The following is a 23511-nucleotide window of genomic DNA, read 5'->3' as shown; positions in this document are numbered from 1 at the left end:
AAGCCCTACCCACCGCTCCTCGTTTTACCGGCGGAAAGTGGCGAAGTGACGTCTTCTCCGTGACGGCTCGCCGGGCAAAGCCGACACATCGGCCACACGCATTGACACCCCAGTGCGACGGGTGGTGGGCTCGTGACCCACTCGTTACCGAACGGCAGAGCGGCCGGCGGCGCGGCCGGACGGGCCGCACCCCTGGCCGTCCACCGGGCCGAAGGGAGTTCCCGTGCACCTCGGGCGCAGGAAGCGCACGGCGACGGCGGTCGCCGCCGCCGTCATCGGCGGGCTCCTCGGCGGCGCGGCTCCGGGCGCGGTGCAGGCGGCCCCCGGACCGCCGCCGGCCGACGCGCCCGCCACGTCCCCGACGGCCTCCTCCACGACCGCCCCCGCCGCGACGGTCGCCTCCTCCACGACCGCCCCGGCCACGCGCGCGTCCGCGACGGCGGACGCCGGGACGGCCGCCGGGACGCCCGCCGTCTGGCCCCGGCCCCAGTCGCTGACCGGCCGCGGCCCCGCCGTACGCCTCGGGGGCGAGGTCACGCTGCTCGCGGACGCCGGCGCCGATCCGTACGCCCTCGCGGCCCTGCGGGAGGTCCTGACGGCCGCCGGGGTGCACACGGTCCACACCGGACTGCCCGGCCGCGGGCCGGTGTTCCGGGTCGCCGGGCCGTCCGGCGAGACCGAGGAGGCCACCGAGGCGGTGCTGAGCGCGCTGCGCGTGCCCGAGCGGCTCGACCTGCCCCGCGGCGGCTACCGGCTCGCCACGGGCCGCGTCCAGGGGCGGGACACCGTGGTCCTGGACGGCGTCGGCGACGACGGGCTCTTCCACGCCGTCCAGACGCTGCGTCAGCTCGTCCGCGCCGGCGGGGAGATCCCCGGGGTCGTCGTGCGCGACTGGCCCGGCACGGCCGAGCGCGGCCTCACCGAGGGCTTCTACGGCCGCCCCTGGAGCCTGGAGCAGCGCCTCGCCCAGGTCGACTTCCTCGGCCGCACCAAGCAGAACCGCTATCTGTACGCGCCCGGCGACGACCCGTACCGGCAGGCGCAGTGGCGCGAGCCCTATCCGGCCGCGCAGCAGGAGGAGTTCCGCGTGCTCGCCGCGCGGGCCCGGGCCAACCACGTGACGCTCGGCTGGGCCGTGGCGCCCGCCCAGTCCATGTGCCTGGCCTCCGACGCGGACGTGGCGGCCCTGACGCGGAAGATCGACGCGATGTGGGCGCTCGGGGTGCGCTCCTTCCAGCTCCAGTTCCCGGACGCCGGCTACGGCGAGTGGCACTGCTCGAAGGACGCGGACGCCTTCGGGCGGGACGCGCGGGGCGCGGCAGCCGCCCACGCGCGCGTGGCCAACGCCGTCGCCCGTCACCTCGCCGAGCGGCACCCGGACGGCGAAGCGCTGACGGTGCTGCCGACGGAGTACTACCAGGACGGCGCGACCGAGTACCGCACGGAGCTCGCCGGGGCGCTCGACACGGACGTACGCGTCGCGTGGACCGGCGTCGGCGTCGTCCCGCGCACGATCACCGGCGGCGAACTGGCCGGGGCCCGGAAGGCGCTGGGCCACCGGCTGGTCACGATGGACAACTACCCGGTCAACGACTACGCGCAGGACCGGCTGTTCCTCGGCCCGTCCACGGGCCGCGACCCGGCCGTGGCCGCCGGGTCGGCCGCCTTCCTCGCCCACGCCATGGAGCAGCCCGCCGCCTCCCGCGTCCCGCTCTTCACCGCCGCCGACTACGCCTGGAACCCGAAGGGCTACCGGCCGCAGGAATCCTGGCGCGCCGCCGTCGACGACCTCGCAGGCCCGGACCCGGCCGCCCGCGAGGCCCTGCGGGCGCTCGCCGGGAACGACGCCTCCTCGATCCTGGACCCGAAGGGCGAGTCGGCCTACCTGAAGCCGCTCATGGCCGCCTTCTGGGACGCGCGCACGAACCCCGGCGGCGGTGCGGGCAAGCCGGCCCCGGAAGCGGCGGCGCGCGAACTGCGGGCCGCGTTCACCGTGATGCGCCAGGCCCCCGAGCGGCTCCGGGCCACCGCCGACGGCACCCTGGACGACGAGACGGGGCCCTGGCTCGAACAGCTCTCGCGGTACGGCCTGGCGGGCGAGACGGCGGTCGACATGCTGCTCGCCCAGGCGCGCGGCGACGGCGCGGCGGCCTGGCAGGCGCAGCTGCGCCTCGAACCCCTGCGGAAGGCCCTCGAGGCGAGCCGGGTGACGGTCGGCGCGGGGGTCCTCGACCCGTTCCTCACGCGCGCGGTGACGGAGTCGGCGGCCTGGACCGGCGCCGACCGCACCCCCGCCAGCCGGACGGACCGCGCCCCCGACTCGTACACCGTGCGGCTCGACCGGGCCCGGCCCGTGGAGGCCCTGACGGTGATGACCGCCGGCACGGCCGCGGGTGCGGGCACGGGCGCCGCCGGCACGGACGCGCGCGTGGAGGCGTACGTCCCCGGGGAGGGCTGGCGGGCGCTCGGCCCGCTGTCCGCCTCCGGCTGGACGCAGGCCGACCTGAAGGGGCTGCGCGCGGACGCGCTGCGGGTCGTGTGGAGCGGCGGAGGGCCGGCGCCCGACGTGCGCTCGCTGGTGCCGTGGTTCGCGGACGGGCCGCGTGCCGGGCTCGAACTGGCCCGCACGGAGACGGACGCGGAGATCGGCGGCCCCGCACAGCGGGTGGACGTGGAGCTGACCGGGCTACGCGCGGGCGAGGTCCGCGGGCCGATGGCGGCGAAGGCCCCGAAGGGGATCGCGGTCCGGCTCCCGAAGCAGGCAGTCGTGGAGCGGGGCGCGCGGACGACCGTCCCCCTGGAGGTGTCGGTGGGCGCGGACGTGCCGGCGGGTACGTACCGGGTGCCGGTGTCCTTCGCGGGCGAGGAGCGGGTCCTGACGGTGCGGGCCTTCCCTCGCACGGCGGGCCCGGACCTGGCGCGGGCCGCGTCGGCCTCCTCGTCGGGCGACGAGACCCCGGACTTCCCCGCCTCCTCGGCGGTGGACGGCGACGCGAAGACCCGCTGGTCCTCCCCGGCGGAGGACGGCGCCTGGTGGCAGCTGGAGCTGGCCGAACCGGCGCGGATAGGCCAGGTGGTGCTGCACTGGCAGGACGCCTACGCCTCCCGCTACCGCGTCCAGGTCTCGGCCGACGGCCGCGTCTGGCGCACGGCGGCGACCGTCTCCGACGGGCGGGGCGGCCGGGAGTCGGTCCGGATGGACGCGGCGGACACGCGCTTCCTGCGGGTGCAGGGCGAGACCCGGGCGACGCCGTACGGCTACTCCCTCTGGTCGGTGGAGACGTACGCGGTGGCCCCGCAGGACCCGCCGAAGAAGCCGGAGCAGCCCGTGGAGCCCGTGGAGCCCGTGGAGCCCGCGGGCGCGCCGGAGGAGACGCCCGCGGGGCCCGGGGGCAGCCCCGAGGGAACCCCGGAGGAGCGGGACACCCCCTGACGGGGTGCCCCGTCCCCGTACGCGGAAGGCCTTCGTACGCGGAAGGCCTCCGTACGCGGAAGGCCCGGGTGCGCGAAGGCCCGGGTGCGCGAAGGCCCGGGTACGCGAAAGGCCCGGGTACGCGAAAGGCCCGGCTCAACCCTTCGTCAGCGCCCCCACAGGGGCGTCCGCGACGGAGTCGATCCGGGCCATCACGTCCTCGGCACCGTACGGCTGGAGGTAGGGAAGCCAGCGGGGGTCCCGGTGTCCGGTCCCGATGATCCGCCAGGCCAGGCCGGTCGGCGGGGCCGGTTGGTGGCTCAGCCGCCAGCCGATCTCGCGCAGGTGCCGGTCGGCCTTGACGTGGTTGCAGCGGCGGCAGGCGGCCACCACATTCTCCCAGGCGTGCGTGCCGCCCCTGCTGCGCGGGATGACGTGGTCGACGCTGGTGGCGACGCCCCCGCAGTACATGCAGCGCCCGCCGTCACGGGCGAAGAGGGCTCTGCGGGTCAAGGGAACGGGCCCCCGGTAGGGGACCCGCACGAAGCGCTTCAGTCGCACCACGCTCGGCGCGGGCAGGACTTGGGTCTCGCTGTGCAGGAAGGCGCCGGACTCCTCGAGGCAGAGAGCCTTGTTCTCCAGCACGAGGACGAGTGCGCGGCGGAGCGGTACGACGCCGAGGGGCTCGTACGACGCGTTGAGGACCAGGACATGCGGCACGGATGCCTCCAATGGCGCCGGCGGCGCGTGGCTCGCGCCGGGACGAACTGCTCTCAGTCTCTCCTCAGGCCTGGTCGGAGCGCCACCACGTACCGGGATCGGGGTGACGGGCCGGGAGTGTTCTCGACCACATCGGCGTCTCCTCCTCTTACCTGTCTCTTACTTGCCCAGGTGAGGTCCGTCTCTCCCTCGAACACCGCAACAGGACCACGTCCGATGCCCCGTTAGTGTGGATGGTCTGCGTACGCGACACCTGGAGGTTGCCCCGTGTCCTGGTCCGCCCTAGCGGCTGCCACCGAACCCGAGCCCATTCCGGTGACCCTGGACGAGGCGGCGGAGAAGGCCACGAACGCGGCGAGCTGGGTGGAGGAGAACTGGTCCACCTGGCTGAACACCGGGCTGCGCATCCTGCTGATCCTGGTCGTCGCGCTCCTGCTGCGGATGGCCGTCCGCCGCGCCCTGACGAAGCTGATCGAGCGGATGAACCGCTCGGCGCAGGCGGTGGAGGGGACGGCCCTCGGCGGTCTCCTCGTCAACACCGAGCGGCGCCGGCAGCGCTCGGAGGCGATCGGCTCGGTGCTGCGTTCGGTCGCGTCGTTCCTGATCATGGGCACGGCGGGGCTGATGATCCTCGGCGCCTTCAAGATCGACCTGGCGCCGCTGCTCGCCTCGGCCGGTGTGGCCGGTGTGGCGATCGGCTTCGGCGCGCGGAACCTGGTGACGGACTTCCTGTCCGGTGTCTTCATGATCCTGGAGGACCAGTACGGGGTCGGTGACTCGGTCGACGCGGGCGTGGCCTCCGGCGAGGTCGTCGAGGTGGGCCTGCGGGTGACCAAGCTACGCGGTGTCGACGGCGAGATCTGGTACGTGCGCAACGGCGAGATCAAGCGGATAGGAAACCTCAGCCAGGGCTGGGCGACGGCCGGCGTGGACGTGACGGTCCGGCCGACGGAGGACCTGGAGCGGGTGCGGTCGGTGATCACCGAGGCGGCGGACTCCATGTCCAAGGACGAGCCGTGGAACGAGCGCCTGTGGGGGCCCGTCGAGGTGCTCGGTCTGAGCGAGGTGCTGCTCGACTCGATGACCGTCCGGGTCTCGGCGAAGACGATGCCGGGCAAGGCGCTGGGCGTGGAGCGCGAGCTGCGCTGGCGCATCAAGCGGGGCCTGGACGAGGCCGGCATCCGGATCGTGGGCGGCGTCCCGGCCCAGGCCGAGGAGGCCGCGGCCGACCCGACGGCGGGCATGGCGGCCCCGTCGGCCTTCGCCTCGGCGACCTCTCCGCAGTCGGCGGCGGCGACCCCGCTGCCGAGGACGGACCTCACGAAGCCGCACGACACGAAGTAGCCGACCGCCGTGGCCGGTCCACGGATCCGGTCCCGGCCACGGCGTGGCCGACGCGATCCCCTCGACGCCCCCGCAGGTAACGCTTTGGTTGCCTTCGGGGGCGTCCTGCGTTCCCGGGTATTGACGGCCCGGCGACGGGCGCCTTATTTTCCTCCCACCGAATAGGAAACTTTCCTAACAGTGAAGTGAGGGAAGCGGACCCCCGGCAGGCAGCACAATGGCCGGGCCCGATCAGCTCCGAAGGGCAGGTGCACCTCCCCATGGCCGGTACGACCCCGGGAACGCCCGGCACACCGCGCGTGCTGCGGGCCATGAACGACCGGGCCGCCCTGGACCTGCTCCTCGAACACGGACCGCTCTCGCGGACCCGGATCGGCAAGCTCACCGGCCTCTCCAAGCCGACCGCCTCCCAGCTGCTCGCCCGTCTGGAGGCCGCCGGCCTCGTCGTCGCCACCGGCACCACCGAAGGCCGGCCGGGACCCAACGCCCAGCTGTACGCGGTGAACGCGCGCGCCGCGTACGCCGCCGGGCTCGACGTGAACGGCGACCGCATCCACGCCGCCGTCGCCGACGTCACCGGCGAGATCGTCGGCGAGTACGAGCTCCGCACCCCCGGCCGCCCCGCCGCCGGCGTCGTCCGCCAGGTCACCGACGCCCTCGACGGGGCCGTCAAGGCGGCCGGGATCGCCCTCGACGAGGTGCGGCGCCTGGTCATCGGCACGCCCGGCGCCTTCGACCCGGCGACCGGCCGGCTGCGGTACGCCTCCCACCTGCCCGGCTGGCACTCCCCCACCCTCCTGGAGGAGCTGGCCGCCGCCCTGCCCATGCCCTTCGAGTACGAGAACGACGTCAACCTCGTCGCCATCGCCGAGCAGCGCGTGGGCGCCGCCCGCGGCCACGCCGACTTCGCCCTGCTGTGGAACGAGGCGGGCATGGGAGCCGCCCTCGTCCTCGGCGGGCGGCTGCACCGCGGCTTCACCGGCGGCGCCGGCGAGGTCGGCTTCCTGCCCGTCCCCGGCACCCCCCTGGTCCGCCAGGTCACCAAGGCCAACTCCGGCGGCTACCAGGAGCTCGCGGGCGTCCAGGCCGTGCCCCGGATCGCCCGCGCCGTCGGGATCGAGACCCCCGAGCAGCCGTACGTACCGGTCGCGAGCGGCCTGCTGTCCCGGGCCGCCGAGACCCACGGGGACGACCCCCGGTACGCGGAGCTGCTCGACCGCTACGCCGAGCGCGTCGCCACCGGCCTCGCCTCGATCGTCGCCGTCCTCGACCCCGAGCTGATCGTGCTCTCCGGTGACGTCCTCGTCGCTGGCGGCGAACCCCTCCGCGCCCGCGTCCAGTCCGAGCTCGCCGAGCTCGCGGCCTCCCGCCCGAGGCTCGTCCTCGCCGCCGTACCCCGGCGCCCGGTGCTGCGCGGCGCCCTCGAAAGCGCCCTCGCGACCACGCGCGACGAGGTCTTCGACACCTCGCGCTGACCGCCCGCCCCACGTCCCGCCCCTTCCGCCGTAAGCCCTCGCCACAGGGAGACACCGTCATGCCCGTACGCCCGCGCAGAGCAGCCGCCGCGCTCGCCACCACCGCCTCGATCGCCCTCTTCGCCTCCGCCTGTACGGGCTCCGCGAACAACGCGGCCTCCGACGACCCCAAGGCCGAGACCACCATCACCTTCTGGCACGGCTGGTCGGCGCCCTCCGAGGTCAAGGCGATCCAGGACAACGTCGCCCGCTTCGAGGCGGCCCACCCGAACATCAAGGTGAAGATCGTCGGCAACATCAACGACGACAAGCTGGGCCAGGCGCTGCGCGCGGGCGGCTCGAACGGGCCGGACGTCGTCTCCTCGTTCACCACGGCCAACGTCGGCAAGTTCTGCGCCTCGGGTGCCCTCACGGACCTCAAGCCGTTCATAGAGAAGTCGAAGCTCGACCTGGACAAGATCTTCCCGAAGGTCCTCCAGGAGTACACGCAGTTCGAGGGCAAGCGCTGCACGATGCCGCTGCTCTCCGACGCGTACGGTCTCTTCTACAACAAGACGGCCTTCAAGGACGCCGGTCTCGACCCCGAGGCCCCGCCGAAGACCTGGTCCCAGTTCACCGAGGTCGCCAAGAAGCTGACCAAGGCCAAGGGCGACTCCTACGAGCGGCTCGGCTTCATGCCGAACTACCTCGGCTACGAGACGGTCGTCTCGCACTACATGTCGCAGTGGGGCCACCAGGGGTACTTCGGCGCGGACGGCAGGTCGGCCGTCGCCTCCGACCCGGCGTTCGCCGAGATGATGACCTACCAGAAGTCCCTGGTGGACGCCCTCGGCGGGTTCCAGAAGCTCGACAAGTACCGCACCACCTTCGGCGACGAGTGGGGCGCCAAGCACCCCTTCCACACCGGCCAGGTCGCCATGCAGCTGGACGGCGAGTGGCGGCTGAACTTCGTCAAGGAGGCCAAGGTGCCCTTCGAGGTCGGCGTCGCGCCGCTGCCCGTCGCCGACGACGAGCTGAGCGAGTACGGCAAGGGCTACCTCTCCGGCACGATCATGGGCATCGCCCCGCAGAGCAAGAAGCAGAACGCGGCCTGGGAGCTGGTCAAGTACATGACCACGGACACCGAGGCCGTGGTGAGCTTCGCCAACGGCATCGGGAACGTCCCCTCCACCCTGGAGGCGCTGAAGTCCCCGAACCTGAAGCTCGACGACCGCTTCAAGACCTTCCTGGACATCGCCCGGCACCCCGCCTCCACCACCTCGGACGGCGCGGTCAACGGCTCCGCCTACCAGGACACCCTGCAGAAGTTCGCCCAGCAGTACGAGAAGGGGCAGGTCACGGACCTGAAGAAGGGTCTCGCCGACACCGCGGCCCAGATCGACCGCGACATCGCAGCGGCGAAGTGACGGCCGGAACCCACCCATGAGCACGGACACCCTGCCCGCGAAGGAGACGGCCGCCCCGGCCGCCGTCTCCCCCGGGGGACGGAACACGCTGAGGTCGAGACGCAGGCGCAACGCCCTCCTCACCCTGGCGTTCATGTCGCCCTGGCTGATCGGATTCGGTTTCTCCTTCGGCTACCCGATCCTCTCCACGCTGTACTTCTCCTTCATGAAGTACGACGGCCTCAACCCGCCGGAATGGCGGGGCCTGGGGAACTGGACGTACGTCCTCACCGACTTCCCCCAGTTCTGGCCGGCGCTGCGGAACACCCTCTGGCTCGGCGTCGTCATGGTCGCCTGCCGGGTGCTCTTCGGCCTCGGCGTCGGCATGCTGATCACCAAGATCAAGAACGGGGCCGGGGTCTACCGCACCCTCTTCTACCTGCCGTACCTGGCGCCGCCCGTGGCCGCCACGCTGGCCTTCGTCTTCCTGCTCAACCCCGGCACCGGCCCGGTCAACTCGGTCCTGGAGGCGCTCGGTGTCCCCGCACCCTCCTGGTTCAACGACGCCGACTGGTCCAAGCCCGCGCTGACCGTCCTCGCCGTGTGGGGCGTCGGCGACCTCATGGTCATCTTCATGGCCGCGCTCCTCGACGTACCGAAGGAGCAGTACGAGGCCGCCGAACTCGACGGAGCGTCCCCGTGGCAGCGGTTCCGCTTCGTCACGCTGCCGAACATCTCGCCGATCGTGCTCTTCGCGGTCGTCACCGGGGTCATCGGGGCGATGCAGTACTACACCCAGCCGATCGTGGCCGCGAAGGTCGCCTCGGGCAAGATGGGCGGCTCCGGCGAGGTCTTCGTCCCCGGCTACCCGGACGACTCCACCCTGACCCTCCCGCAGCTGGTCTACAGCCTCGGCTTCAGCCAGTTCAACTACGGCGCCGCCTGCGTCGTGGCACTGGTGCTCTTCGCCTTCTCCATGGCCTTCACCGCGCTCCTGATGCGCCGGCGCGGCGGCCTGATCGGCTCGGGTGACTGACACATGACGACCGCAACCGCTCCCGCCCCCGCCCGTCGCGTGGCGAGCCCCGCCGAGAGGCGGGCCCGCCGCAGGTCGCTGCTGCACTGGATCGCCGTGCACTCGCTCGGCATCGCCGCGGCCCTGTTCTTCGTGCTCCCGTTCGTCTTCGTCCTCCTGACCTCCCTGATGAGCGACCAGCAGGCGCTCACCCGGGACCTGACGCCGAACTCCTGGCACTGGGACAACTACGTGCGGGTCCTGGAGACACCCGGCTTCCTCACCTGGTGGAAGAACTCGCTGCTGTACGCGGGACTCGGCACCGCCCTCGTCGTGGTGTCCTCGATACCCGTGGCGTACGCGCTCGCCAAGTTCCGCTTCCGCGGCCGGCATCTGTCGCTGCTGCTGGTCATCTCGATGATGATGCTGCCGCCGCAGGTCGTGATCATCCCCATGTACCTGTTCTGGGCCCAGCAGATGGACCTCTCCGGCACCCTGTGGCCGCTCATCGTCCCGATGGCCTTCGGTGACGCCTTCGCCATCTTCCTGCTGCGCCAGTTCCTGCTGACCATCCCGAACGAGTACATCGAGGCCGCGAAGATCGACGGCTGCGGCGAGTTCCGCACCCTGGTCCGGGTCGTCCTCCCGATGGCCAAGCCCGGCATCGCCGCCGTCGCGCTGTTCCAGTTCTTCTACTGCTGGAACGACTACTTCGGGCCGCAGATCTACGCCTCCGAGAACCCCGGCGCCTGGACGCTGAGCTACGGCCTGGAGTCCTTCAAGGGCGCGCACCACACCGACTGGAATCTGACCATGGCCGCGACCGTGCTGGTCATGGCCCCTGTGATCCTCGTCTTCTTCTTCGCCCAGAAGGCGTTCGTCGAGGGAGTCACACTGACCGGAGTGAAGGGCTGAATCACACCATGAAGCTCGCTGTCGTGGGGGGCGGATCCACCTACACCCCCGAACTGATCGACGGATTCGCGCGGCTGCGCGACACCCTGCCCATCACCGAACTCGTCCTCGTCGACCCGGCCGCCGAGCGGCTCGAACTCGTCGGCGGGCTCGCCCGGCGCATCTTCGCCAAGCAGGGCCACGAGGGGAAGATCGTCACCACCTCCGACCTGGACGCCGGGGTCGAGGGCGCGGACGCCGTCCTGCTCCAGCTCCGCGTCGGCGGCCAGGCCGCCCGGAACCAGGACGAGACCTGGCCGCTGGAGTGCGGCTGCGTCGGCCAGGAGACCACCGGCGCCGGCGGCCTCGCCAAGGCGCTGCGGACCGTCCCGGTGGTCCTGGACATCGCCGAGCGCGTCCGGCGCACCAACCCGGAGGCCTGGATCATCGACTTCACCAACCCCGTCGGCATCGTCACGCGCGCGCTGCTGCAGGCCGGACACAAGGCCGTCGGTCTGTGCAACGTCGCGATCGGCTTCCAGCGGAAGTTCGCGAGGCTCCTCGACGTGGACCCGTCCGCGATCCACCTCGACCACGTCGGGCTCAACCACCTGACCTGGGAGACGGGCGTCCGGCTCGGCGGGCCGGACGGCGAGGACGTGCTGCCGCGGCTGCTCGCCGAGCACGGCGACGCGATCGCCGCGGACCTGCACCTGCCGCGCCCGGTCATGGACCGGCTCGGCGTCGTCCCCTCGTACTACCTGCGGTACTTCTACGCGCACGACGAGGTCGTGCGGGAGCTCGGCACCAAGCCCTCGCGGGCCGCCGAGGTCGCCGCGATGGAGAAGGAACTCCTGGAGATGTACGGGGACCCGGCGCTCGACGAGAAGCCGGCGCTGCTCGGGAAGCGCGGCGGCGCCTTCTACTCGGAGGCGGCCGTGGACCTGGCCGCGTCCCTGCTGGGCGGCGGGGGTTCGCCTTACCAGGTGGTGAACACGTACAACAACGGCACGCTGCCCTTCCTGCCGGACGACGCCGTCGTCGAGACGCAGGCGGCGGTGGGGGCGGACGGCGCGGTGCCGCTGCCGGTCGCGCCGGTGGACCCGCTGTACGCCGGGCTCATCGCGAACGTCACGGCCTATGAGGACCTGGCACTGGAGGCGGCGCTGCGCGGGGGCCGGGACCGGGTGTTCAAGGCGCTGCTCGCGCACCCGCTGGTCGGGCAGTACGCGTACGCCGACGGCCTCACGGACCGGCTGATCGCGCACAACCGGGAGCACCTCGCGTGGGCCTGACCGGAACGCTGCTGGCCGTCGACGCCGGCAACAGCAAGACCGACGTCGCCGTCGTCGCCCGGGACGGCACCGTCCTCGGCGCGGCGCGCGGCGGCGGGTTCCAGCCCCCGCTGGTGGGGGTGGAGACGGCGGTCGACGCGCTCGCGGAGATCGTCGGCAGGGCGTGGGAGGCCGCCGGGGGCGCCGGCCTCACGCCCTCCTTCGCGCACGTCACGGCCTGTCTCGCCAACGCCGACCTGCCCGTCGAGGAGGAGGGGCTGCGGGCCGCGCTGGTGGCGCGGGCCTGGAGCCGGTCCGTGCGGGTGCACAACGACACCTTCGCGATCCTGCGGGCCGGTCTCGACGAGCCGCGGGGCGTGGCGGTGGTGTGCGGCGCCGGGATCAACTGCGTCGGGATGACCCCGGACGGCAGGACCGCGCGGTTCCCCGCGATCGGGAAGCTCTCCGGGGACTGGGGCGGGGGCGCCGGCCTGGCCGAGGAGGCGCTCTGGTACGCGGCGCGGGGCGAGGACGGGCGCGGTGAGCCGACCGAGCTCACCCGCGCGCTGCCCGCGCACTTCGGGCTGGAGTCGATGTACGCGCTGATCGAGGCGGTGCACCTGGGCCGGATCGCGTTCCACCGGCGGCACGAGCTGACGCCGGTGCTGTTCCGGGTGAGCACGGGCGGCGACCCGGTCGCGCTGGCGCTCGTGCACCGGCTGGCCGAGGAGGTCGCCGCCATGGCGGCGGTGGCGCTCGGGCGGCTCGGGCTGCTCGACGAGGAAGCTCCGGTGATGCTGGGCGGCAGCGTTCTGGCCGCGCGTCACCCGCAGTTGGAGGACCGGCTCGTCGAACTCCTCGGCGCCCGGGCTCCGAAGGCGACGATCGGCTTCGTCACCGCGCCGCCGGTCCTCGGGGCGGGACTCCTCGCCCTGGACGAGGTGGCGGCGGACCCGGCGGCGGCGGCCCGGCTGCGGGAGCACTACGGGGCCTGACGGTGGGGTGCGGGGCGCCGAGAGGCGCCTCGCACGCATGTTCACCTGTTCGAGGGATAGTCGGGACGGAACCGATCAAAGCCGGAAGACGTATTCAAGGTGAGGGGGTTCACCCGCGGATGTGCCGGGGGCATGAGGCACGATAAGCACAAGATCGCGCCAATCCCGGTGTGCGGGAAGGCCCCTGCGGCCATACTGCTGGCCGGACGGCCCGACGTCAGCGACCCAGGGGGAGGTCAAGTGACATACCCGCCGAACGCGCCCGCCGCCCCGGCGACGGCGCAGGGCACGGCGCCCGCACCGGCGCGCCCGGGCACGGTGCCGGCACAGCCCTCCGCCGCGCCCGCCGGCGGCCCGCCCGCGGGACGCGGGGCCTGGGCCGTGGGCCGGGAGCGGCTCCGCGAGGCCGCGACGACCGAGCCCGGCCGGCTCCAGATCCTCGGAGCCGTACTCGCGCTGCTCGTCGTCGCGTTCGGGGCCGTCACCGCCCTCGAGGTCGCCGACCGCGGCTCCGCCGCGGACGACGTCGTCAGCCGCAGCCAGCCGCTGAGCGCCGACGCCGCCGCCGTCTACCGCTCCCTCGCCGACGCCGACACGACCGCCGCCAGCGGCTTCCTCGCGGGCACCCTGGAGCCCGCCGACTCCCGCGAGCGGTACGACGCGGACATCGCCACCGCCGCCCGCCTCCTCGTGAAGGCGGCGGCCAACACCGGGGGTTCGGGCGAGTCGGCCCGCGAGATCACCACGCTCAACGAACAGCTCCCGCGCTACACGGGCCTGATCGAGCGCGCCCGTGCCGCCAACCGCCAGGGCCTGCCGCTCGGCGGCGCCTACCTGCGGTACGCGAACCAGCAGATGGCCAAGGAGCTCCTGCCGGCCGCCGAGCGGCTGTACGCGGCGGAGACCCGACGGCTCCACGAGGACGACGAAGCCGCCCGCACCTGGCCCTTCCTCTCGCTCGGGCTCGGCCTGCTCGCCCTCGCCGTGCTGGCCTGGGCGCAGCGCCGCAACTACACCCGCACCCACCGGGTGTTCAACCAGGGCCTCCTCGCCGCCACCGCCGCCTCGCTGGTCGTGCTGGTCTGGCTCCTCGCCGCCCACACCGTCGTACGGGCCGAGCTGAACACCGCCCGGGCCCACGGCCAGGAGTCCCTCCAGCTCCTCAACCAGGCCCGGATCAGCTCGCTCACGGCCCGCGCCAACGAGAACCTCGCCGTGGTCGCCCGCGGCGCCGTCCTCACGGAGGACGGCAAGAACGACAAGTACGAGGCGGACTACACGGCGAGCATGACCGCCCTGACGACCGCGCTCGCCTCGGCGCGGGAGCTCGCCGACGACGACGCCGGGCGCGACCCGGTGGACGAGGCGGCCTCGCGCACGGCCGACTGGCAGAAGCGCCACAAGGCGGCCCGCGCCGAGGACGAGGCCGGCAACTTCGAGGGCGCGCTCAGCCGGATCGTCGGCGCCAAGGACACGACCGGCCAGTCCTTCGACCAGGTCGACGCGGCCCTGGAGCGGGCCCTCGCCCACGAGCAGGCCGAGTTCACCCGCTCCGCCGGCGACGCCAGGGACGCGCTGGGCGCGCTGCCGCTGGGCGCGGCGGCGCTCGGGATCCTGGGCGCGGCGGGCGCCGTGCTCGGCATCAACCGCAGACTGTCGGAGTACCGGTGAAGGCGAGAGGGGGCGGGATGCCGAACGGCACGGACCCGCTGGTGCGGCGGGCCGCACAGCGGCTGCGTGGCTGGGGCGGGGTCGCCGCCATGGCCGTGGCCTGCGGGCTCACCGCCTCGCTGACCCTGCTGCCGCTGACGCACGACGGAAGCGCCGCGGACGCGACGCCCCGGACGACCGGCCCCGGAGTGGGCACCGGCGTGCAGGTCGGCACCCGGGCCGCGGCGGACACCTGCGAGAACCCGGAGGCCTCGCTCCGGCCCGACGCGGCGGACGGCCCCTCGATCCAGGCGATCAAGGCGCGCGGGAAGCTCGTCGTCGGCGTCGACCAGTCCAGCTACCGCTGGGGCTACCGGGACCCGGAGAGCCGCACGCTGGAGGGGTTCGACATCGATCTGGCGCGGGCCATCGCGCGGGACGTCCTCGGCGACGAGAACGCCGTGATCTTCCGTGCCATCCCGACCAACCAGCGGATCGCCGCGCTGGACAGCGGCAAGGTCGACCTCGTCGTGCGCACGATGACGATCAACTGCAAGCGGATCCAGCAGGTCGCCTTCTCCACCGCCTACTTCAAGGCCGGGCAGCAGGTCCTGGCGCCCAAGCTCGCCGAGGACATCACCGGCTACGACTCCTCGCTGCGCGGCAAGCGGATCTGCACCGCCGAGGGGTCCACGGCCTACGAGGAGCTGGAGAAGAACTCCTTCGGCGCGGTCTTCAAGGACGAGGCCGACGGCACCAAGGACGACAAGGACCTGCTGACCGTCCCGAACCAGCTGGACTGCCTGGCCCGGCTCCAGCTCGGCGAGGTCGACGCGGTCGTCACGGACAACGCGCTCGCGGCCGGCCAGGCCGCCCAGGACCCGGCCGTCGAGCTCAAGGGCAGACCGTTCACCACGGAGTACTACGGGGTGGCCGCCAAGCTCGGGAACGACGACCTGGTCCGCCGGGTCAACAAGGTCCTCGTGGACTACCGGAACGGCCCCTGGCAGAAGGCCTACGAGCGCTGGCTGAAGGCGGACCTGCCCGGGATATCCGGGCCGCCGGAACCCCTCTACAAGTGACCCGGCCGGCAGACCCGGCACACAGCCCCTGTACCCGCGGCGGAAGAGGTGATCGATGGGCGTCACGGGACCTCCCGGGCCGGTGATGGACCGGGACGAGGCGGACCGTGCGCTGGCGCGGCTCGGCGCCGAGCACAAGGCGATCGAGGACTCGCTCCTCGCCCTCCAGGACCACGCGGGCCGCAGGCTGCTCGAAGGTGCCGAGCTGACCGGCACGACCCGGGACCGCTGGGCGTCCGCCGAGCGGACCATCGCCCTGCTCTGGACCTGCTTCGACGTGTACGCGGGTGCCCTGCGCGAGGCCCACGAGGTGCGGGCGCGGCGCCGCTGGCCCGGCCGTGACGAGCTGGTGGAGCTGACCGACCGGCTGCGCGGCGAGAGCGTCCACGTCGCGGGCGGGGCGGGGGAACAGGGGCTGCTCTCCGAGCGGTTCACGCTCGAAGGGCTCGTCCGCCGGATGAACGAGCTGTACGCCTCCTCGCTCGACGTGATCGTCACCTCCGACGCCGTCTGGTCGGCGCTGCCCGCCCGGATAGACCTCCTCGCCGCGGAGCTGGGCCGGACGCGCTCGCTCGCCCACTCGGTGGGCGTGCGGCCCGGGGAGCACCCGGCCGGCGACGAGCTGGAGGACATCACGGCCGAGCTGACGCTGCTGCGCGCGCAGGTCGTGACCGATCCGCTCGCCTTCTGGCGTCCCGCCGTGGGGAGTTCGGCGCCCGGCGGCGGGCGGCCGGACACCGACCGGTACGACCGGGCCGCCCTGGCCCTGGAGGACATCCGGCGCGAGATCGAGGCGGTCCTCGCGGTCCGGCAGGACTCCGAGGACCGGCTGCTGCGGCTGCGGGACGTGCTGTCCCGGGCGGACCGGACGCTCGCCGAGGCGCGGTCCGCGCGCGGCGAGGTCCTCGCGAAGATCGCCGCGTCCGAGGTGCCGGCCGTCAGCGGGCCGCCGACGGCGCTCCAGGAGCGGCTCGCGACCGCCGCCGAGTACCGCAGACACCAGCAGTGGCACCGGCTCTCCCCGCTCCTGGACTCCCTGGAGCGGGAGGCGGAGGACGAGCTGATGCGGGCCCGGGAGTCGCTGACCGCGGTGACGGCACCGCTCGCGGTCCGGGCCGAGCTGCGTGGCAGGCTCGACGCGTACAAGGCGAAGGTGGCACGGCTGGGGGCGGCGGAGGACCCGCTGCTCGTCGAGCGGTACGACACGGCACGCCGGATGCTGTGGAGCGCGCCCTGTGACCTGCGGGTCGCGGAGCAGGCCGTACTGCGCTACCAGCAGGCCGCGGCGGACGTGCTGTCCGGCCCGAGAGATGCCGGAGGACGACAGTGGTGAGCGGGGAGACGGGTGTGGGGAGCTGTCAGCGTCCCTCGTGCGAGGGTTCGTACGAGGACATGGGGGGCGGCGAGCTCTACTGCGACACCTGCGGGCTCGCCCCGGTCGTCGCGCCCGGCGGGCTGATCGGGTCGACGCCGACCGGCATGGCCGTGCCCGGCAAGGGCGCGGGCGGTGTCGCGGGGCCCGACTCCAGCTCCTCGCGGAGCAGTTCGCGGGCGTCCTCGCGGGCCTCGTCGCGTTCGTCGACCTCCCGCCGTTCGGTCTCGGGCCGACTCTCGCGCTCGCTCTCCGGGAGCTCCGGGGGCCGCTCGGTGTCGGTGCGCAGCTCGGGCACCTCGACCGGGCAGTCCGCCCGGAACCGGCTGGGCGCGGGCCTGGTGACGATCCCGGAGGTGCCGCGGCCGGACCCGCGGAACGCGGTGATGGAGAACCCGGAGGTCCCCGAGCGGAAGCGTTTCTGCTCCCGCTCCGACTGCGGCGCTCCGGTGGGCCGTTCGCGCGGGGACCGGCCGGGCCGCACGGAGGGCTTCTGCACCAAGTGCGGGCACCCGTACTCCTTCGTGCCGAAGCTGCGCGGCGGGGACATCGTGCACGGCCAGTACGAGGTCGCGGGATGCCTCGCGCACGGCGGGCTCGGCTGGGTCTACCTCGCCGTCGACCGGGCGGTCTCCGACCGGTGGGTGGTGCTCAAGGGCCTGCTCGACACCGGCGACCAGGACGCGATGGCCGCGGCCATCTCGGAGCGCCGCTTCCTCGCCGAGATCGAGCACTCCAACATCGTCCGGATCTACAACTTCGTCGAGCACCTCGACCAGCGCACCGGCTCCCTGGACGGCTACATCGTCATGGAGTACGTCGGCGGCAAGTCGCTCAAGGAGATCGCCAACGACCGCCGCACCCCCGACGGCCGACGGGACCCGCTGCCGGTGGAGCAGGCCTGCGCGTACGGCATCGAGGCCCTGGAGGCGCTCGGCCATCTGCACAGCCGGAACCTGCTCTACTGCGACTTCAAGGTCGACAACGCCATCCAGACCGAGGACCAGCTGAAGCTCATCGACATGGGCGCGGTCCGGCGGATGGACGACGACGAGTCGGCCATCTACGGCACGGTCGGCTACCAGGCGCCGGAGGTGGCCGAGGTCGGGCCCTCGGTCGCCAGCGACCTGTACACGGTGGCGCGGACGCTGGCCGTGATGACGTTCGACTTCCAGGGCTACACGAACGTGTTCGTGGACTCGCTGCCCGACCCGGAGCACATCGCGGTCTTCCGGACGTACGAGTCGTACTACCGCTTCCTGGTCCGGGCCACCGATCCGGACCCGGCGCGGCGGTTCTCCTCGGCGCAGGAGATGGCGGAGCAGCTGACGGGCGTCCTGCGGGAGGTGGTGGCGCTCCAGTCGGGGCGTCCGCGTCCCGCGCTGTCGACGCTCTTCGGCACGGAGGTCCGGGTGACGGACACCGCGCTGTTCGCCGAACTGACGGAGGACGTGTCGCTGCTCGGGGCCCGGAAGGGCACGGGGAGGCGGAACGGGAAGCGGGGCGGCGGACGGCAGGAAGCGCCTACGGCTCCGGCTCCGGGTTCGGCTTCGGCTTCGGCTTCGGCTTCGGCTTCGGCTTCGACTCGGAGTGCTCCCGGATCAGCGCCGGGCACGGTCCCGGGCACGGTCCCGGGCACGGTCCCGGGCACGCCTGCCGGATCGGCTCCCGGATCGGTTCCGGGCACGGTCCCCGTCGGGACCGGGGCCGGGCTCGGGTGGCTCCTCGGGGCGGTCGACGCGCCCGCCACCGCGCTCGCGCTGCCGGTGCCGCGGGTCGACACGGGCGACCCGAACGCCGGGTTCCTCGCCGGTCTCGCGGCCGCCGCCCCCGCCGAGCTGCTCGGCGCGCTCCATGCCGCGCCCGTGCCCTCCGCCGAACTGTGGCTGCGCACCCTCCGGGCCCACCTGGAACTGGGCGACGCGCCCACCGCCGTACGGACCCTCGCCGCGCTGGAGGAGCGGGACCCGGACGACTGGCGGGTCGTCTGGTACCGGGGCGTGACCTCCCTGGTGACCGGGGACCACGCGCTCGCGGCCCTGGCCTTCGACGCGGTCTACGACGCCTTCCCCGGGGAGCCGGCGCCGAAGCTGGCCCTCGGGATCTGCGCCGAGGTCCTCGGCCAGCTGGACAACGCCGCCGAGTACTACCGGCTCGTGTGGGCCACCGACCCGAGCTTCGTCAGCGCGGCCTTCGGCCTCGCCCGGGTGCAGCTCGCGGCGGGCGACCGCGCCGGAGCCGTACAGACCCTGGAGTCCGTGCCGGAGGCCTCGATCCACTACACGGCGGCCCGGGTCGCGGCCGTGCGGGCGCGGCTGCGGCGGCGCCCGGCGCACGAGCCGCTCGGCGCGGAACTGACGGCCGCCGCGGCGCAGGTCTCCGCGCTCCAGGGCTTCGGTCTCGACGCGGTCCGCCGGGAGCAGTTGGCCACGGAGGTCCTCGGGACGGCCCTCGACTGGGTACTCTCCGGTAGTCCCGGTGCGGCGCCGGGCGGCGGCGCGCTGCTGCTCGGAAGTGAACTGGACGAGCGCGGACTGCGCTTCGGCCTCGAACGCTCGTACCGGGTGCTGGCCCGGCTCGCCCAGCGGGGCGAGGAGAGGATCGAACTGGTGGAGCGGGCCAACCGCTTCCGCCCCAGGACGTGGGTGTGAAGATGTCCCAGAAGCCGAATCCGGAGCCGAAGCTGTCGCACGGACTCGCCGCCTGCCCGGAGTGCGCGGAGCCGCTGGACTCGGGTGACCGGTTCTGCGGGGCGTGCGGACACGACCTGTCGGCCGTCGCGGCGGCCGGGACGGAGCCGGACCGTCCGACCGTGGCGATCGGCACCCCCGTGGTCTGGCCGGCCGCCCCGCCCCGGGACGCCGGCTCGCTCTCGACCATGACCCAGCACCCCGGGGACCTGCCGGGCACCGACTCCGGCGGCCGTGACCTGCCCACGATGGAGGTCCGCACGGACGGCCCGCTCCCGGAGGCCGCACCGGCACCGGCACCGGACCCGCAGGGCGCGCCCTCGTCCGGCGGGGACTTCGAGCTCGCCGCCCCCGACCCTCGTACCGCAGTACAGGTGGATCCGCCCCAGGCACCCGCCCACCCCCCGGCACCCGCCCAGCCGCCCGCACCGGCCCAGCCGCCCGCACCCGCCCAGCCGCCCGCTCCCGGCTCCGGCGCGGCCTCCCTCTGCGTGGCCTGCCGGGCCGGGCGGGTGGACACCGACGGCTACTGCGAGAACTGCGGGCACGCGCAGCCGCGCGAGCGGGACCACATGGAGCAGGAGCTCGGCACCGTCGCCGCCGTCAGCGACCGGGGCCTGCGCCACCACCGCAACGAGGACTCGTTCGCCGTCTCGGCGACCACCCTCCCCGACGGCTCCCCCGCCTCCCTCGCCATCGTCTGCGACGGCGTCTCCTCGGCGACCCGTCCCGACGAGGCCTCCGCCGCCGCCGCACAGGCGGCCGGCGCCTCGCTGCTCGCCGCGCTGCCCCGCGGGATCCACCCGCAGCAGGCGATGCACGAGGCGATCGTCGCCGCCTCCGAGGCCGTCAACTCCCTCGCGGAGGAGCCGGGTCGGGACGGCGCCGAGCACGACCCGCACCGGAACTCGCCGGCCTGCACGATCGTCGGCTCCGTCGTCGCCGACGGCCTGCTCGTCGTCGGCTGGGTCGGCGACAGCCGCGTCTACTGGGTCCCGGACGACCGCAGCACCCCGGCCGCGCGGCTCACCGAGGACGACTCGTGGGCCGCCCAGATGGTCGCGGCGGGCCTGATGAACGAGGCCGAGGCGTACGCGGACGAGCGCGCCCACGCGATCACCGGCTGGCTGGGCGCCGACGCGTACGAACTCGACCCGCACACCGCCGCGTTCAAGCCGGACCGCTCCGGGGTGGTCGTGGTCTGCACGGACGGCCTCTGGAACTACGCGGAGGGCCCCGAGGACATGGCGAGGGTCGTCCCGGCGGACGCGGCGGGCCGCCCGCTGCACGGCGCGCAGGTCCTCGTCGGCCACGCGCTCGACGGCGGAGGCCACGACAACATCACGGTCGCGCTGCTGCCGTTCACGGTCACGCCCCCCGGGGCAGGATCCGCCTGAGCCGCCGCCGGTCCACCCGCCCTCGCGTCCCTCCCCGACCCACCCGTCCGCCCCGCCCACCCCGTCTTCCCCGTCGCCACCCGAGGAGCCGAAACAGATGGCGAACTTCGCCAAGCCGACCGTGCCGCGGTTCTCCGTGGACGTGTACCAGAACGAGTTCCTGCCGGAGGGCGGACGCGAGGTCAGCGCCATCGTGACGGTCACCTCGACCGGCGGCGGCACCACCGGGGTCCCCGGGTACGCGGACGGCGGCGCGGCCGGCGTGGTGATCATGGTCGACTGCTCCGGCTCGATGGACTACCCCGCCACCAAGATGCGCGGCGCCCGCGAGGCGACCGCCGCCGCCGTCGACACCCTGCGCGACGGCACCTCCTTCGCCGTCGTCGCCGGGACGCACGTGGCGAAGGAGGTGTACCCGGGCAACGGCGGGCTCGCCGTCGCGGACGCCCGGACCCGGGCCGAGGCCAAGCACGCGCTGCGGAGCCTGTCGGCGGGCGGCGGCACCGCCATCGGCACCTGGCTGCGGCTCGCGGACCGGCTGCTCTCCTCCGCCGAGCTCACCATCCGGCACGGCATCCTGCTCACCGACGGCCGCAACGAGCACGAGTCGCCCGAGGAGCTGCGGGCCGCGCTCGACGCCTGCGCGGGCCGGTTCACCTGCGACGCGCGCGGGGTGGGCACCGACTGGGAGGTCAAGGAGGTCACCGGGATCGCCTCGGCGCTCCTCGGCACGGCCGACATCGTCGCCGACCCGGCCGGTCTCGCCGAGGACTTCACGGTGATGATGGAGCACGCGATGGGCAAGGGCGTGGCGGACGTCGTCCTGCGCCTGTGGACGCCGGTCGGGGTGGAGATCGGGTACGTGAAGCAGGTCGCGCCGACGGTCGAGGACCTGACCGGGCGGCGAACCGAGGCCGGGCCGCGCGCCGGGGACTACCCGACGGGCTCGTGGGGCGACGAGTCCCGCGACTACCACGTGAACGTGCGCGTCCCGCAGGCCGCCGTCGGCCAGGAGATGCTCGCCGCCCGGGTCTCCCTGATCGCCCCGGACCCGGCGGGCGGCGACCCCCGGCCGCTGTCTCAAGGACTGGTACGGGCGGTGTGGACCGACGACCTCGCGATGTCCACGTCCATCAACCCGCAGGTCGCGCACTACACGGGGCAGGCGGAGCTCGCGCACGTCATCCAGCAGGGTCTCGATGCCCGCAAATCGGGCGATCGGGACGGCGCGACGGCCAAACTGGGCCGTGCCGTCCAGCTCGCGGCGGCCTCCGGCAACGCTGATACGGCGAAACTCCTTTCGAAGGTGGTCGACGTCGTCGACGCGGCGACGGGTACTGTGCGTTTGAAGGCGAAGGTCGCGGAAGCGGACGAGATGACACTCGAGACCCGCTCCACCAAGACCGTTCGCGTCAAGAGGTAGCCCGGCCACCGGGCCGGACGACGAGAGGGGGAAGCACCGACATGCCGACCTGCCCGAACGGACACCAGTCGGTCTCCGACGACTGGTGCGAGGTCTGCGGCCATCGCATGGCCGGGGCGGGCGCGCCTGCGGGTGCCGTACCGCCGCCTCCCCCGCCGCCGCCCGCGTACGGATACCCGGGCCCCGCCGGCCCCGGCCAGCCCCCGGCGGGCCCGCCGCCCGGCGCGCCCGGCGGCTTCGGCGCCCCCGGTGGTCCCGGCGGCCACGGTGGTCCCGGCGGCCACGGTGCTCCCGGCGGCCACGGTGCTCCCGGCGGCTTCGGTCCCGGGGGCGACCCGAACGCGACCGCGCAGGCCGAGCTCTGCCCGCAGTGCCGTACCCCGCGTGAGCACATGGCGCCGTTCTGCGAGGAGTGCCGCTGGAACTTCCTCACGAACACGGCGACCTCGTACACCCCGCTGGCCCCGCAGCACTCCGGGCCGCCGCCCGGCCTGAACCTGCCGCCCGGCTTCCAGTCCCCGCCGCCGCCCCCGCCGCAGCAGCAGACCCCGCAGGCGCCGCAGCCGGACCCCTTCGGGTACCAGGGCTCGCGGCCCTCGCAGGTGAACCGGCCGGCGGAGCCGCTGGGCGCCGAGCCCACGCACCACCAGGCCCCGCCGCAGCGCCCGCCGGTGCAGCAGCCGCCCGTGCAGCAGCCCCCTCAGCCGCCCGCGTACCTCCAGGCACCGCCGGCGCAGGCCCCGGTCCAGGCACCGGTGCCGCCCGCGCCGCCGCAGCCGCGCGCGGACGACGACTGGGTCCTGTCGCCGCCGTCGCAGCCGCAGCCCCCGCAGCCGCCGCAGCACCAGGCCCCGCCGCCCCCGCAGCAGCAGTTCCAGCAGCCGGCCCCGCCGCCCCCGGCTCCGCCGCAGCAGCAGTTCCGGCAGCAGCCTCCGCCGCAGCAGCAGTTCGAGCCGCAGCGGCCGCCGATGGGCTGGACCGCGGTCATCGGCCCGGACCGCGAGTACTTCATGGCGATGATGCACCGCAGCGGCCCGGAGGCCTCGGGCCTCAACCTGCCCGCGTACTCGCCGGACAAGCACCTGCCGCTCCAGGGCAACCAGATCTCCATCGGCCGCCGCCGGCACTCCACCGGCGAGTCCCCGGACATCGACCTGTCGGTGCCGCCGGAGGACCCGGGCGTCTCGCACCAGCACGCCGTGCTGGTGCAGCAGCCGGACGGGTCGTGGGCGGTGGTGGACCAGAACTCCACCAACGGCACGACGATCAACGGCGGCGAGGAGCCGATCCAGCCCTACGTCCCGGTCCAGCTCCAGGAGGGCGACCGGGTGCACGTGGGCGCCTGGACGACGATCACCATCCGCCGCGGCTGAGGCCAACACG

General features: G+C 73.9%; 16 protein-coding genes. 15 read left to right on the top strand and 1 reads right to left on the bottom strand.

All coding sequences use genetic code 11. The features are described from left to right. The first annotated feature begins 223 nt into the window (after positions 1-223). Positions 224-3433 (top strand): beta-N-acetylglucosaminidase domain-containing protein, encoded by a 3210-nt coding sequence (locus ACF08F_RS15110; RefSeq protein WP_392298925.1) that lies wholly within the window; start codon positions 224-226, stop codon positions 3431-3433. Positions 3434-3568: 135 nt separating this feature from the next. On the opposite strand, the gene ACF08F_RS15105 is transcribed toward ACF08F_RS15110, so the two are convergent. Next, positions 3569-4132, bottom strand: a complete 564-nt coding sequence (locus ACF08F_RS15105) for an HNH endonuclease (RefSeq protein ID WP_392298924.1) — start codon at positions 4130-4132, stop codon at positions 3569-3571. A 267-nt stretch (positions 4133-4399) separates the two neighbouring features. On the opposite strand from ACF08F_RS15105, the gene ACF08F_RS15100 reads away from it, so the two are divergent. The 14 genes from ACF08F_RS15100 to ACF08F_RS15035 all read left to right on the top strand — a co-directional run bounded on the left by ACF08F_RS15100 (position 4400) and on the right by ACF08F_RS15035 (position 23501). Beyond that, on the top strand, positions 4400-5476 hold the full coding sequence (locus tag ACF08F_RS15100) for a mechanosensitive ion channel family protein (RefSeq protein WP_392298923.1): 1077 nt from the start codon (positions 4400-4402) through the stop codon (positions 5474-5476). 260 nt (positions 5477-5736) lie between these two features. Next, the gene (locus ACF08F_RS15095) at positions 5737-6951 is read left to right on the top strand and encodes an ROK family protein (protein WP_392298922.1); all 1215 of its coding nucleotides are present in this window, start codon (positions 5737-5739) and stop codon (positions 6949-6951) included. Between the two features lie 59 nt (positions 6952-7010). Next, the gene (locus ACF08F_RS15090; protein WP_392298921.1) at positions 7011-8357 is read left to right on the top strand and encodes an ABC transporter substrate-binding protein; all 1347 of its coding nucleotides are present in this window, start codon (positions 7011-7013) and stop codon (positions 8355-8357) included. A gap of 16 nt (positions 8358-8373) precedes the next feature. Then, positions 8374-9372: a carbohydrate ABC transporter permease gene (locus tag ACF08F_RS15085; protein ID WP_392298920.1), complete on the top strand. Its 999-nt coding sequence runs from the start codon at positions 8374-8376 to the stop codon at positions 9370-9372. A 3-nt stretch (positions 9373-9375) separates the two neighbouring features. Then, positions 9376-10266, top strand: coding sequence for a carbohydrate ABC transporter permease (locus ACF08F_RS15080; protein WP_392298919.1), 891 nt, complete (start codon positions 9376-9378; stop codon positions 10264-10266). A gap of 8 nt (positions 10267-10274) precedes the next feature. Further along, complete coding sequence (locus ACF08F_RS15075) at positions 10275-11540, top strand: 6-phospho-beta-glucosidase (protein ID WP_392298918.1); 1266 nt, start codon at positions 10275-10277, stop codon at positions 11538-11540. Then, positions 11531-12514, top strand: coding sequence for an N-acetylglucosamine kinase (locus ACF08F_RS15070; RefSeq protein ID WP_392298917.1), 984 nt, complete (start codon positions 11531-11533; stop codon positions 12512-12514). The genes ACF08F_RS15075 and ACF08F_RS15070 overlap by 10 nt, the downstream gene beginning before the upstream one ends. Positions 12515-12754: 240 nt before the next feature. Beyond that, positions 12755-14185, top strand: coding sequence for a hypothetical protein (locus ACF08F_RS15065; RefSeq protein WP_392298916.1), 1431 nt, complete (start codon positions 12755-12757; stop codon positions 14183-14185). Positions 14186-14202: 17 nt separating this feature from the next. Next, a complete protein-coding gene (locus ACF08F_RS15060; protein ID WP_392298915.1) occupies positions 14203-15246 on the top strand; it encodes a transporter substrate-binding domain-containing protein in 1044 nt (347 codons plus the stop codon). A gap of 55 nt (positions 15247-15301) precedes the next feature. After that, entirely contained in the window at positions 15302-16579 is a 1278-nt protein-coding gene (locus tag ACF08F_RS15055) for a hypothetical protein (RefSeq protein ID WP_392298914.1), read from the top strand. 59 nt (positions 16580-16638) lie between these two features. Continuing rightward, complete coding sequence (locus tag ACF08F_RS15050) at positions 16639-19269, top strand: tetratricopeptide repeat protein (RefSeq protein WP_392299118.1); 2631 nt, start codon at positions 16639-16641, stop codon at positions 19267-19269. A 2-nt stretch (positions 19270-19271) separates the two neighbouring features. Further along, positions 19272-20705: a PP2C family serine/threonine-protein phosphatase gene (locus tag ACF08F_RS15045; RefSeq protein WP_392298913.1), complete on the top strand. Its 1434-nt coding sequence runs from the start codon at positions 19272-19274 to the stop codon at positions 20703-20705. A 97-nt stretch (positions 20706-20802) separates the two neighbouring features. Then, positions 20803-22128 carry a VWA domain-containing protein gene (locus tag ACF08F_RS15040; RefSeq protein ID WP_392298912.1) on the top strand — a complete coding sequence of 442 codons (1326 nt, stop codon included), beginning with the start codon at positions 20803-20805 and terminating at the stop codon, positions 22126-22128. A gap of 41 nt (positions 22129-22169) precedes the next feature. Next, the gene (locus ACF08F_RS15035; protein ID WP_392298911.1) at positions 22170-23501 is read left to right on the top strand and encodes an FHA domain-containing protein; all 1332 of its coding nucleotides are present in this window, start codon (positions 22170-22172) and stop codon (positions 23499-23501) included. The last annotated feature ends 10 nt before the right edge of the window (positions 23502-23511 follow it).

The organism is Streptomyces sp. NPDC015130 (genome assembly GCF_043080005.1).
Lineage (GTDB): Bacteria > Actinomycetota > Actinomycetes > Streptomycetales > Streptomycetaceae > Streptomyces.
The sequence above is the reverse complement of the archived record's forward strand: the minus strand, read 5'-3'. Positions and strand labels throughout refer to the sequence as shown.